A 12,731-nucleotide genomic window follows, 5' to 3' on the forward strand; every position below is an offset into this window, starting at 1 on the left:
TTTTTGTTTCTAAATCGGAACGGTAATCTGATAGCAGACATAACCTACAATGAGATCACAATACACCTTTCGTGAGTGAGTCAGGTTATCAATGCACAAGCCGCTGCATTCAAAGGAGTGTCTACATGTGAAGCCAGTTAAAACAAGAAGCATGAACCAGCAGAGGCAAAGTACAAGAAACCAAAGATTAAGCCCCAATCAAATGAAGCAGCTTGCCTTTCTTTCCGCATTTTTGTTTTTGGTTGCCGCCATGATCAGTCTTTACTTGGCCTGGAGGGATTTGCAGAACCAAGGCAATACCGAGGTACTGGTCTAGAGCACGCAAAAATGACGCCGCTGGGACAGCAGGCGCCATTTTGCGTATATTCTTATTCGATCATTGTTATTCATGTTCGCCGCTTGCGGCCGGGAATCGGACGATTACCTCCGTTCCGACCCCTTTCTCACTGTAAAACTTCATGTCCCCCTTCATCGCCTCGATGATCCGGAACGTCACCATAAGTCCAAGGCCTGTGCCCTTCGTTTTGTTGGAAAAATACGGTTCGCCAAGCCTCGCGATCTCCGCCGGCTCCATGCCCTCGCCGTTATCCTGCACATGAATGACGACATCGTCCTGCTCGGTGTACGCCCAAATATGGACCTGACCCGCCTCATGGAGCGCTTCGATGCTATTTTTGATGATGTTGATGAATGCCTGCTTCAATTTCGATGAGTTTCCCTCAATGTATAAATGCTTGGGGATTCTTGACGTCATTTTGCTGCCCTGGAAATTCGCAAGCGGGATGAGAATGCCCTCGATATGGCGGAATTCTTCCGAGAGCTCCAGCAGCTGCACCTGATCCATCTCCGGCTTGGCAAAGGTCAAAAAGTCGGTAATAATGCCCGAAGCCCGGTCCAGCTCTTTCAGCGCAAGCGTAAGATACTCCCGATCCTTGCGCTCCGATTTGCTGAGCAGAAGCTGCAGGAAGCCCCGGGTCACCTGCAGCGGATTGCGCACCTCATGCGCCACCGACGCGGCCAGCTCGCTGATGATTTCCATTTTCTCCGATCGCTGCAGCTCCATGTTGAACATTTCAAGCTCCTTGGAATACACGAGAATCTGACGGTGGTTCTCGGCGAATTTCTGTCCCAGGACGGCAATCAGCGCAATCGCAAAACCGAGGACCGCCCACTTCCACCAATACAGCTCATAATTCCCGCCGCTTGCCATGAAGTATATCATCTCAATGACAACAGTTAATCCGAATAAGGCGAACCCCAGGGTGAAAATAAGCGCATCCCTGCTGCCTTTGACGATGTATCCAATAGAGCTCGCGACGATCAGGAGGATCTGCGCAATGATGATAAAGCCGAGCACCCTGACCGAGAAAAAATAATACAACCGGAAGTAGCGGTCATCCATCAGCAGATTCACGATCATGAACAGGAGGCATAGCAGGGAATACAACGTCTGAAATCTGCGAAAGTGCCTGATCGACTGCCTGTAGCCCGCGCCGACGGATTTTTCGAAATAATAGCTCATGGACGGCAGCAGCGTAAACATAGCGGCGTCGTATAGGATCAGAAACGCCTGTCCGTTATCGTTATATAATCCGTATAATAGAGGCGAATAGGTCAGAATCAACGTACCGATCGACAATAGAACGAGCGTTAATGCCAGCCAGCTGCCAAGCTGGCTTTTTCGCATGAACAAAGCGGCTATGATCATGACCAGGCCGAGAAAAATCATCGAGCTCCCCAGCACAAGGTCATCCAAATGGGCACTCGCGTACCGTTTGAGCAGGGACTGGTAATCCCCCGCCAGCACCTTTCCCTCGATGCCGATCTGATCCTTGACGGTCTGCACTTGTATGCGCAGCGTTTTGCCTGCGTCTTCTTCGCGAAGCGGCAGCAATACCTCAGTCAGGTCGAACATATAGCCGCGCTGCTGTTCGAGCACCTTCTGGTCATCCAGGTAAATGGCGATGCGCTGTCCGTGAACCTTTTCAAGAAGCAGCCCGGACATGCCGCTGTTCAGCTTGGGCAGGACGGCTTTATACCATGCCTCCCTCGCTTTTCTATCGTTTAACGGCAGTTCGTCAAGGGACTTCAGCCTTCGCCATCCCGGGTCCTGAACCGGATCCGACGCTCGGGCCGGGCCTTGGCCGGGCTGCTGCCATGTAAATTCCCACCCCGTCGCGGGCTTGAAGTCCGTCACCGAAGAGGCAGAAGCCATGACAGAACCACACACCGTGAAAATAATCATGGCAAGCGATAGCATACAGGCCGTTTTGAATGCAACTCTCATAGAACACCCCAGGTAGTCTTTTGTCATCCGTTTCCATGCTTCTTGCTGCCTTACAATCTCTGGATTCATTATGTAATAAATCGACATTTTTCGCAATTTCTCTATTTTAAAAATCATCATCTCTAAATAGGATTCGTCGCTGTTTCAGCGATAAGTCCTTTGTTTATAAATGTACCAAGCGGAACAAATTTCCTGAAAATTGACGCGAAGGAGGAGAAACGACTATGCGTGATCGCGAACCCTATCAGCAAAACGTGGAAGTGGACCGGACAGAGGTTCATAAAAAGTCAGATTCCAGTCTCGTCGCCGCTACTTTTATCAAGTACGCTGCCTACATCATCATTTTTTTCGGTTTTCTCTACTTCCTGATCCGGTATGTATTCCCTAAATTTTAATGTACAACGAAGAGCAGCCATCTGTTTCCGGGGCCCAGAGCCTCGGTTTTTTATTCCTTTTTTATCCTGTTGGTCACCAGGTTTATTCTGGTCAGTTTAGGGTAAGGGTAAAGTATCATATCATAATCGAAGGAGCTGAAGAACCATGCCTGAACCTTATAAAACCGAAGCCGATCTGGCTTACGAACGGTACGAAAACGCCGGTGACCATGCACCAGAGGACGTGCTTCCGGAAGATGACTTTCGAGAAGTGAATACGCAGACGGTTCAAAGCATTTCCCGCGAACCTAGCGAAGCTGACGTGGAGTTCTACACCCGCTCCGAGATGAGCCCTCAGCTTGGAACCCGGACACCGGGAATGGACGAGGCTTCGATGGACCCGGCTTCAGCCGATGTCGCAAGCGATGAGGACGCTCCGCTCGAGGACGTTCCGGACGCCGACGAGATCCAGGAGGACAGTCCGGTCGACCCCTCGGCTGCGGTTGAAGATATGCACGGAACGGATTTGATCAATGGATATGACGGTGATGATTCGGAATAAAGGATCACAACACACAAAAACGGACACCGGGGACGGTGTCCGTTTTTGATTCTCAGGATGCGAACCCCAGCAAATGGATCAGGCCAAAACCCAGGAGAGCGAGGATGACCGAACCCAGCAGCCCGGCGGCAAATGGTTTCACCCCGTTCCGGCGGAAGAAAGCGAAATCGACGTTCAGTCCAAGCCCCGCCATCGCCATGGCAATCAAAATGTAGGCGAGATTGATGATCTGCGCGGTTACGGCGTGCGGAATGATCCCGAGCGAGTTGACCGCGCTCATGGCCAGAAAACCGAGAACGAACCAAGGAATTTGAATTTTGCTTTTCCCGTGCGTCTCTTCTTCCGCTCTGCGGCTTGCCCAGTATCCCACGCAGAGGGAAACGGGAACGAGCAGCGCTACCCGCGTCAGTTTGACGATCACAGACATATCCTCGGCTTCCTTGCCGCCCGGCGCGGCCGCAGCAATCGCATGGGCCACCTCGTGCAGCGTACCTCCGGCAAAAGCCCCATACCCCTTCGGTGTAAGCCCAAGAAAAGGATACAAACCCACATACACCAGGGTGAACAATGTTCCTAGAATAGCGACCGTGGCGGCGCTGACCGCCGTTTCACGATCCTTGGCCTTGATCAGCGGCGCAATGGCGACGACGGCCGCCGCACCGCAAATCGCTGTTCCGCATGCCGTCATCAGCGACATCGTGCGGTCTACTTTTAACAACCTTGCTAGCCCGTAAACGATAAAGATCGTCACCGTAATGTTGATCGCTGCCAGCAGAACGACCTTGGGTCCCGCATGAGCGATGTCCATCAGATTCAGGCGCATGCCGAGCAGGATAATCCCGAAACGGAGCAGCTTTTTGTTGGAGAACGAAACCCCGGGCATGATATATTCAGGCACGCCGACCGAAGCCTTATAAATCATCCCCAGAATGATGGCCAGAACCAGCTGGCCCATGATGCTGAGGAACGGAAACAGCGATAAGCCTTTGGCCAACAGCGATAAGATCAACGTAAGTCCAATCCCTAAAATGAACGCGTTAGTCTTTCTCTTTCTGCGCGGTACTGCAGATTCTCTTGATATCATGTAGCCATGCATCCCCTTTTGTCCAAGCTCAGTTGTCTTCCCTTCATAAGCTCACTATAGAATTGACAGCTCAGGAAGTGAAATACCGATTTGCTATGCCTAAGATGAGGATAACTTATGATTAAGAGGATTCCCGCGCCAGGCGCATCTTATTGAAGACAAAAGGATTTTGTTCATTTATATCGTCAGGCCATCTATGGTACAATGCCTGCGTAAGGGGTACCCATAACAATACGGGTTGTCCCGGGAAGCTGCAGCGGAGGTAGCTCATCATGATCACGGATACATTAAAAGTGTTTGTCACCGTTGCCGAGCAGCGGAATTTCTCCCAGGCTGCGAAGCTGCTGAACCTGTCGCAGCCTGGCGTAAGCCTCCATATTCGCAATCTGGAGAATGAGCTGGGCACCAAGCTGATGCATCGTTCGCCCAAGCTCGTGAAGCTGACCGAGGCCGGAGAAATCCTCTTCGGCAAGGCCCAGCAGATTCTCGCCATGTATGATGAAGCCAAACAGGATATACATATGCTGAGGGATGAGGTCACCGGATCTTTGTACATGGGGGCAAGCTTCACCATCGGGGAATATATCCTGCCGAGGGTGCTTGCGGAATTTGCCCAGCAGTACCCGCTCGTGGACGTGCAGGTGCATATCAGCAATTCGGACAATATTTTGCAGGATATCCGGGCCGGACGTTTCCATATCGGTCTGGTCGAAGGCCGGGTGGATGCCAAAGACCTTCAGGTCACCGCTTTCATGAAGGATGAAATGGTCCTGATCGCCTCCCCGGATCATCCCCTTGCTTCGGACAAAAGCGTGGACCTGAGTCAGCTTCAGAACCGGGTATGGGTGACGCGGGAAACCGGTTCAGGCACCCGCGCCTACAGCGACCGGCTGATCCAGGACGGAGCACTGACGGTCACGCGCAGCTTTGTGTTCAACAGCAGTCAGGGCGTGAAGGAAGCCGTGGCTTGCGGCCTCGGCATCGCCCTGCTATCGCGCTGGGTCGTCCGCAAGGAGCTGGAGAGCGGCGAGCTGCGCGAAATCCCGATCCGCGGAATGAAAATCAGCCGGGATCTGTCCCTGCTGCAGAGCAAGGACGAACCGGCTGTCATGGCGGTGTTGAAGTTTATACAGGCGTTGATTCAAAACGTGCAATCCCTTTAAGCTGATTTATGGCTTTCCTGATGCTTCAGAAGGGCAGCCGAGCCAGCAGGCTGGCGGTAAGCGACAAAGTAGGCGCCGGCAACGAACAACGCTCCGCCGACCAGGTTGCCGAGGAATACGGCGCTGAAGTTCGGGAAGTATTGTCCCCAAGTCATTTCTCCGGCGAAAATCGCGGCCGGAATGACGAACATATTCGCGACAACGTGCTGGAAGCCGATGGCCACGAAAGCCATAACCGGGAACCAGATGCCGGCGATTTTACCGGAAAAGTCCTTCGCGCCGTAAGCGAGCCATACGGCAAGACATACGAGCCAGTTGCAGCCGATCGCGGACACGAAGGCCTGTCCGAACGAATCGCCGATCTTGGCGTTCGCAATGGCTGCTGTTTTGGCCAGGAAGGCTCCCTCGGTCAAGCCCACGATATGCCCGAAGAAATAAGCCACGAACACGGCACCCACAAAGTTGGCAATGGTCACGATAATCCAGTTTTTGAGTACGGAGCCGAAGCCGATTTTACGCGCAAACCAAGCCATGGGGAGAGTCATCATGTTGCCTGTCAGAAGTTCGCCGCCGGCAAGCACGGTGAGGATGAGTCCCACAGGGAACACGGCTGCGCCAAGGAAGCCCGCCACGGAGCCCCATTCCTTCGGCGCGGTGCCGATGACACGGATATCGAGCAAAAAGCCGAGAGCGATGAACGCCCCTGCCAGGAAGCCCAGCACCAATAGGGCGGACAGAGACAATTTAGCTTTCTTTTCTCCGGTTTCAACAGCAATGTCTTTGATTTGCTGCGGTGAGTAAAACGATGACATATTCATTCCTCCAAAAAAAATTTCACATGTTCAAGCACAAAAACATAACAAAAAAACCGCCACCAAACCTTCTCTTCGCCAGAATACGAAAAAGAATGATTTGTGCCGGTTAATTCTCCTACCCGTTTCCTATAGGAGCATCGAACTCAATCACACGTTCATGTTAATCAATAGAGCAGCTGCAACACCTACAGCCCCTCCATTGCTATGACATTTCATACACATGATAACACAGGATCAATTTTTGTCAACAATGTGAACACAAACACAAAGTTTGGGGTTGCCACTACAGTCAGGCGCCATAAACTACCCGCCGATCCGAGACATTTCCACCTTGGCTCCCCCGGTGCGATTCCCGTTTTCCGTTCCGCGCTCCAAGGAGTATTGGTCATGACGTCCTTCCCATATGGACACAATTTCCTTCATAATCGCTTCATCATCCGCTTCTGAACGCAGCAGTTTGCGCAGATCATGCCCTTTGGTAGCGAAGAGGCAGGTATAAAACATCCCATCCGCGGACAGTCTGCCCCGCGTGCAGGTCGAACAAAAGGCGTCGCTCACGGAGGAAATGACGCCGATTTCGCCTTGGCCATCCTTGAACCGGAAGCGCGAAGCCACCTCGCCCGAATAATTGGGATCCACGGGCTCGAGCGGGAATTGTTCCCCGATGCGTTCCACGATCTCCTTCTTGCTGACGACCTGCTTCCAGTCCCAGCCATTCGTATTGCCGACGTCCATATATTCGATCATGCGCAGGATGTGGCCTTTTTCGCGAAAATAGCGGACCATCGGCAGCAGGGCATGCTCATTTACACCCTTTTGCACCACCATGTTGATCTTCACGAGCAGCCCGGCTTCCGCAGCCGCATCAATGCCTTCGAGCACCTGCTGCACGCTGGCCTTGCCGCCGTTCATCTTCATGAACGTCTCGTCATCCAAAGCGTCCAGACTGACCGCCACGCGCATCAATCCCGCGGCTTTCAGCTTGCCCGCCTGTTTGGCGAGCAGGCTTCCATTGGTCGTCAGGGCAATATCCTTAATTCCTTCGATTTGCGAAATGCCGGCGATAATTTCAGGCAGTTCCTTGCGCAGTATGGGCTCCCCGCCTGTTATCCGCATTTTCTGTACGCCAAGACGCGCGAAAATCCGCGCGATTCGCACCGTTTCGTCGACAGAAAGAATATGGTCGCGGGACAGGAAAGCATAATCTTTATTAAAAATTTCCTCCGGCATGCAGTACCGGCACCGGAAATTACAGCGGTCCGTCACAGAAATCCGCAGGTCCCGAAGTACACGCTTGTAATAATCATTGGTTTCCATGATGCTCACTCCATTTCTGTGCGCAAAATTAGTCCCATAAGGCCCAGCCTATGCGGAAGAATTCTCAATTGCTTGCTTTTGCGGGAACTTCCCCTAAGGAAGAGCAGCCGGATGCCTTCAGCACCCGGCTACTCCGCATTGGCCGTATCGTAACTCAGCTGGTCCCGGCATTCTATGATGCGCTGAGGATGCGTATAAACATTGCAGGCGTTTCCGCGTACGAAACCGACCGTCGTAATGCCCAGATTTTCCGCCAGTTCCAGGGCCAGCTCCGTCGGAGCCGACTTGGAAAGAATGACGCCGCAGCCTATTTTTGCGACCTTGAGCAGAATTTCGGAAGAAATTCTGCCGCTGAAGACGATGATCTTATCGTTCATGGGTATGCTCTGTTTCAGACAGTGGCCATAAATTTTGTCGAGTGCATTGTGACGCCCGATATCCATCCGCTCCAGCAAGATTCCGCTGCGGTCGCATAAAGCAGCGTTGTGAACCCCGCCCGTCTGGATGAACGTTTCCGCGTTATCCTGCATGTCATGGACAAGTCGGAAAATATCGCCGAAGGACAGCTCCACCGGCACGTCATGCAGCTGCTTTGCCGTTTTGGCGTCATTGAAGAACACGAATCCCTGGCGGCTTGCGCCGCAGCAGGAGGTCACGTACCGCTTGCTGTACAGCTGGCGGTGAAGCGGGCTCCACCGGCTGACCGTGGCGTGGACGAAGCCTTCATCCTCCTGCACCCACAGCTTCTCGATTTCATCAATCCCCGATATGACTCCCTCAGAAGCCAGATAGCCCACGGCCATCTCCTCAATGTACTCGGGCGTGCAGACCAGGGTGGCGAATTCCTCGCCGTTGATTTTGATCGTCACGGGATGCTCGGTCACGACGAGATCCGTTTTTTCCATGACTTTGCCTTGCTCGTAGCGGAGAACATTCCCCTTTTCCCTCGTCACAGATTTCATTGGTTCTCATCCCTGCTCTATATTTTTTTCAAACATGAATACGGATATGGCAATGTCCTCATCGACCTTGATATCCGAAAACAAATGAACCAGCTTCGATCCGCAAAGTTCTTCCAATCCTTCCGGAACCTGGTTTTTATATATTTCCTGAATCATGTACGTTCTGGCATTGTGCACCATTTTTTTGCCGTCCGGCGTTTGTGCGATAAACTTTTCCGTAGGGGTAAAATTCCCGTACATCCGGGTGATCGCCATGTTCTCGACGAAGGTCGTGTGAATGCGCTCCGGACCCTTGCCGAACGTGTCTTTCCTGACTTTTCGGATGATATCGTTAAACGCAACTTCCTTTTTCATCCCTCAATCACCTCATTACAAGTTTAACACTATACTAAATCCTAGTTACAATGTACAGGACGATTTCTTAAAAATCCAGAACGATGGAACGATCCCGTTTTTACGCCTGACATATAATTCAATCTTGTTTTTTCAAACGGAAGTAGTATAATCATGGCGAGACACAGTTTTGACAAAATAACGGGAATGATCTGTTTAGTAGGCCATTGCTAATCGGTTACTCCACTACAACCTGCCGCACCAGAACTAGCGGTCCGGGTTTAGTGGAGTTTTTTTGTTTGTGGACTTTTTAACAGACAAACCGCCGATGCTTGGTCCTCCTGCCCGTTATCGTGAAAAAATTGGGGAAATGAGGTTATTTCGTGAGTAAGGAAACTGTAAGTATAGCTTTGAACGGACAAAAGGTTGAAGTCAAAGAGGGCATGACGGTCCTCGAGGCGATCAACCTTGCAGGATTAGAGCATCCTCAAATTTGTTATGTACCCGAAGTGGATCCGATTCAAACATGCGATACCTGCATCGTTGAAATCAACGGACAATTGAAACGGGCCTGCTCCACCAAAGCCGAGGGCGGCATGGACATCAAGCTGTCCTCGGACCGTGCCAAGGAAGCCCAGACGGAAGCCATGGACCGGATTCTGGAGAACCACCTGTTGTACTGCACCGTCTGCGATAACAATAACGGCAACTGCAAAGTGCATAACACTGCGGAACTGATGGAAATCGAGCATCAAAAATATCCGTACCGCCCGAAAGTCGACTCTTCCGAGGTCGATATGTCCCATCCGTTTTACCGTTATGATCCGAACCAGTGCATCGCCTGCGGCCAATGCGTAGAGGTCTGCCAAAGCCTGCAGGTCAACGAAACGCTGTCGATCGACTGGGAAGCGGACATTCCGCGCGTCAAATGGGACGACGGCGTGTCCATCAACGATTCCTCCTGCGTCAGCTGCGGACAATGCGTCACGATTTGTCCTTGCAACGCGCTGATGGAGAAATCGATGCTTGGCGAAGCTGGCTTCATGACCGCAATCGACAAACCGATCCTCGATCCGATGATCGATCTTGTCAAAGAGGTTGAGCCAGGCTACAGCGGTATCTTTGCCATTTCCGAAATTGAAGCCGCCATGCGCGATACCAGAACACGCAAGACCAAGACAGTCTGCACCTTCTGCGGCGTCGGCTGCTCGTTCGAAGTCTGGACCAAAGGCCGCAAGATCCTGAAAGTTCAGCCTTCTCACGATGCACCGGTCAATGCGATTTCGACCTGCGTGAAAGGTAAGTTCGGCTGGGACTTCGTGAACAGCGAAGAACGCATCACGACGCCTTTGATCCGTCAAGGCGACGCATTCGTGGAAGCGACCTGGGATGAGGCCCTCTCGCTCGTTGCCGAACGTCTTGGTGGTATTAAGAAAGAATACGGCTCGAACGCTCTTGGATTCATTTCTTCCTCCAAAATTACCAACGAAGAAAACTATGTTATTCAGAAGCTTGCCCGCCAGGCATTTGAAACCAACAATATTGATAACTGCTCCCGCTACTGCCAGTCTCCTGCGTCTGACGGCCTGATGTCCACCGTAGGTATTGGCGGCGATGCCGGCTCGATCAAGGATATTGCCGCAGCAGGTCTCGTCATTCTGATCGGCTGCGCACCTGCGGAAGGTCATCCGGTTCTCGCTACGCGCATCAAGCGTGCCCACAAGCTGCATGGACAAAAGCTGATCGTAGCCGACCTGCGCAAGCACGAAATGGCAGAGCGCTCGGACCTCTTTATTCGTCCGAAGCAAGGTACCGATTTCGTATGGCTCAGCGCCGTAACGAAGTACATGATCGACCAAGGCTGGCATGACGAAGCATTCGTACAGCAGCATGTCAACCAGTACGGTGAATACGCACAGCTGCTTGAGAAGTTCACGCTCGACTTTGCGGAAGCCGAAACCGGTATTTCCAAGGAAACGCTCATTTCGATCGCCACCATGATTCATGAGGCTGACGGAACCGCAATCTGCTGGGGCATGGGTGTCACACAGAACGTGGCCGGTTCCCACACCTCCGCCGCCATCTCGAACCTGCTGCTCGCAACAGGCAACTACATGCGTCCAGGCGCTGGAGCTTATCCGCTCCGCGGTCACAACAATGTGCAGGGCGCCTGCGATATGGGAACCCTGCCGCCATGGCTGCCAGGCTACCAGCATGTATCGAACGACGAGGCCCGCACCCGCTTCGAGCAGGCTTATGGCGTAAGCATTTCGCCTAAACCGGGCATGGATAACATCCAAATGCTGGATGCCGTGGAACGCGGTGAACTGAAAGGCATGTATCTGGTCGGCGAGGACATGGCTTGGGTGGACGCGAACGCCAACCACGTGCATGAACTGCTCAGCAAGTTGGACTTCTTCGTCGTGCAGGACGTCTTCCTGTCGCAAACCGCGCAGTTTGCCGACGTGATTCTGCCTGCCGCCCCTTCCCTTGAGAAGGACGGAACGTTCACCAATACCGAACGCCGCGTACAGCGTTTGTACCAGGTCATGGAACCGATGGGCGATTCCAAACCGGACTGGTGGATTACGACGCAGATTGCCAAGCATCTCGGATTCGATTGGAACTACAGCCATCCAAGTGAAATCTTCGCGGAAATGGCCAGCTTGACGCCGTTCTTCGGCAAAGCCAGCTATGAAGTGCTTGAAGGCTGGGGCAGCTTTACCTGGGGATCTCCGACAGGCGAAAGCACGCCGCTTCTGTACACGGAAGGATTCCACTTCCCGGACAAGAAAGCCCGCTTCTCGCTGGTTGACTACGTGCCTCCGGTGGAATTCCCTGCAGAATACGACCTCGTGCTGAACAACGGCCGTCTTCTGGAGCAGTTCCATGAAGGCAACTTGACCAACAAGTCGCATGGCATCAATCTTAAGCTGCCTGAAGTCTTCGTCGAAGTTTCGCCGGAGCTTGCTGCAGAGCGCGGACTCGAGAGCGGATCTCTCGTTCGCCTTGAGTCGCCGTACGGTGCCATCAAGCTGAAGGCGCTGGTAACGGATCGGGTACACCGCAACGAAGTGTATGTTCCGATGCACTCCACCAGCCATGAAACAGCCGTCAACCTTTTGACCGGCGGCGCCGTGGACGTACGTACGCATACCCCTGCCTATAAACAGACGAAAGTCCGGATGCAGACCTTGAACATCAAGGGAGCGAACCCGCTTCCGCTCAGCAATCCCCGCAACAAAAAGCGGCATCCGCAAAACGGGGTCGAGGTTCAGCGCAAATGGAACCGTCCTGGTTATGTATCCCTGGTGGACTAAAGGAAAGGTGGTATAACGATGGCTGAGCCCATTTCTTTCATTAAAAAACGCGAACTTAGCGAAGAAGAATTAAAACAGCAGTCGCTGGACCAGCTTAAGGATTCCATTGCCGAGCATGAGCTTGCGCTTGAAAAAGCGATGGCTGTCCTAAGCGAACTCTACGGCAGCGGCATCCTCGAGGCAGCCGAATCCATGCTGAAGGCTAAAGCAAAAATTGCTGAAATCGCCCTGCATCAGGTGAAGCGCCCTGAAATGACGAACATGATCAATAACGGCCTTGCTGCCGCAGGTGCCTTGTCTGCCATTAATCCGGACCAGACCTCCAAGCTGCTCAGCAGCGTTGCCAAAGGTCTGGAGGAAGCAAGCGAGCCGCAGGATAAGAAACTCAGCGTGTTCTCCCTGATGAGCGCCCTGAAGGACCCGGACGTGAACCGAGCCATTGGCTTTGGTCTCCGCTTCCTTAAAGGAATGGGCAAAGGGCTCGGCGAATAAGCCTGGCTCCCTGCTCCGTTTG

12 protein-coding genes are annotated in these 12,731 nt (G+C 52.7%); 6 read left to right on the forward strand and 6 right to left on the reverse strand.

Translation table 11 applies throughout. The features are described 5' to 3' along the window. Positions 1–127 precede the first annotated feature (127 nt). The gene (locus ACTHPM_RS22590) at positions 128–316 is read left to right on the forward strand and encodes a hypothetical protein (protein WP_440397711.1); all 189 of its coding nucleotides are present in this window, start codon (positions 128–130) and stop codon (positions 314–316) included. Positions 317–382: 66 nt separating this feature from the next. Here ACTHPM_RS22590 and ACTHPM_RS22595 read toward each other — a convergent pair whose 3' ends face one another. After that, positions 383–2,287, reverse strand: a complete 1,905-nt coding sequence (locus tag ACTHPM_RS22595; RefSeq protein ID WP_440397712.1) for an ATP-binding protein — start codon at positions 2,285–2,287, stop codon at positions 383–385. Between the two features lie 224 nt (positions 2,288–2,511). On the opposite strand from ACTHPM_RS22595, the gene ACTHPM_RS22600 reads away from it, so the two are divergent. After that, positions 2,512–2,682 carry a hypothetical protein gene (locus tag ACTHPM_RS22600; protein ID WP_440397713.1) on the forward strand — a complete coding sequence of 57 codons (171 nt, stop codon included), beginning with the start codon at positions 2,512–2,514 and terminating at the stop codon, positions 2,680–2,682. A 145-nt stretch (positions 2,683–2,827) separates the two neighbouring features. Next, positions 2,828–3,223, forward strand: a complete 396-nt coding sequence (locus tag ACTHPM_RS22605; RefSeq protein WP_440397714.1) for a hypothetical protein — start codon at positions 2,828–2,830, stop codon at positions 3,221–3,223. A gap of 52 nt (positions 3,224–3,275) precedes the next feature. Here the strand turns inward: ACTHPM_RS22605 and ACTHPM_RS22610 are convergent, their stop codons facing one another. Next, complete coding sequence (locus ACTHPM_RS22610; protein ID WP_440397715.1) at positions 3,276–4,307, reverse strand: YeiH family protein; 1,032 nt, start codon at positions 4,305–4,307, stop codon at positions 3,276–3,278. A 272-nt stretch (positions 4,308–4,579) separates the two neighbouring features. On the opposite strand from ACTHPM_RS22610, the gene ACTHPM_RS22615 reads away from it, so the two are divergent. After that, positions 4,580–5,470: a LysR family transcriptional regulator gene (locus ACTHPM_RS22615; protein WP_440397716.1), complete on the forward strand. Its 891-nt coding sequence runs from the start codon at positions 4,580–4,582 to the stop codon at positions 5,468–5,470. Here the strand turns inward: ACTHPM_RS22615 and ACTHPM_RS22620 are convergent. The 4 genes from ACTHPM_RS22620 to ACTHPM_RS22635 all read right to left on the reverse strand — a co-directional run bounded on the left by ACTHPM_RS22620 (position 5,467) and on the right by ACTHPM_RS22635 (position 8,918). Beyond that, positions 5,467–6,282, reverse strand: a complete 816-nt coding sequence (locus ACTHPM_RS22620) for a formate/nitrite transporter family protein (protein ID WP_440397717.1) — start codon at positions 6,280–6,282, stop codon at positions 5,467–5,469. The two genes, ACTHPM_RS22615 and ACTHPM_RS22620, sit on opposite strands and share 4 nt — an antisense overlap. A 306-nt stretch (positions 6,283–6,588) precedes the next feature. Further along, positions 6,589–7,602, reverse strand: a complete 1,014-nt coding sequence (gene moaA, locus ACTHPM_RS22625; RefSeq protein WP_440397718.1) for a GTP 3',8-cyclase MoaA — start codon at positions 7,600–7,602, stop codon at positions 6,589–6,591. A 128-nt stretch (positions 7,603–7,730) separates the two neighbouring features. Beyond that, complete coding sequence (gene fdhD, locus ACTHPM_RS22630) at positions 7,731–8,564, reverse strand: formate dehydrogenase accessory sulfurtransferase FdhD (protein WP_440397719.1); 834 nt, start codon at positions 8,562–8,564, stop codon at positions 7,731–7,733. A 6-nt stretch (positions 8,565–8,570) separates the two neighbouring features. Further along, on the reverse strand, positions 8,571–8,918 hold the full coding sequence (locus ACTHPM_RS22635) for a DUF2294 domain-containing protein (RefSeq protein WP_440397720.1): 348 nt from the start codon (positions 8,916–8,918) through the stop codon (positions 8,571–8,573). A gap of 383 nt (positions 8,919–9,301) precedes the next feature. Here ACTHPM_RS22635 and fdhF point away from each other — a divergent pair, with 383 nt between their 5' ends. Continuing rightward, complete coding sequence (gene fdhF / locus ACTHPM_RS22640; protein WP_440397807.1) at positions 9,302–12,217, forward strand: formate dehydrogenase subunit alpha; 2,916 nt, start codon at positions 9,302–9,304, stop codon at positions 12,215–12,217. An 18-nt stretch (positions 12,218–12,235) separates the two neighbouring features. After that, positions 12,236–12,709 carry a DUF1641 domain-containing protein gene (locus ACTHPM_RS22645; protein WP_440397721.1) on the forward strand — a complete coding sequence of 158 codons (474 nt, stop codon included), beginning with the start codon at positions 12,236–12,238 and terminating at the stop codon, positions 12,707–12,709. The last annotated feature ends 22 nt before the right edge of the window (positions 12,710–12,731 follow it).

This window comes from Paenibacillus sp. SAFN-054 (assembly GCF_051966755.1).
In the GTDB taxonomy this organism is placed as follows: domain Bacteria; phylum Bacillota; class Bacilli; order Paenibacillales; family Paenibacillaceae; genus Paenibacillus_AQ.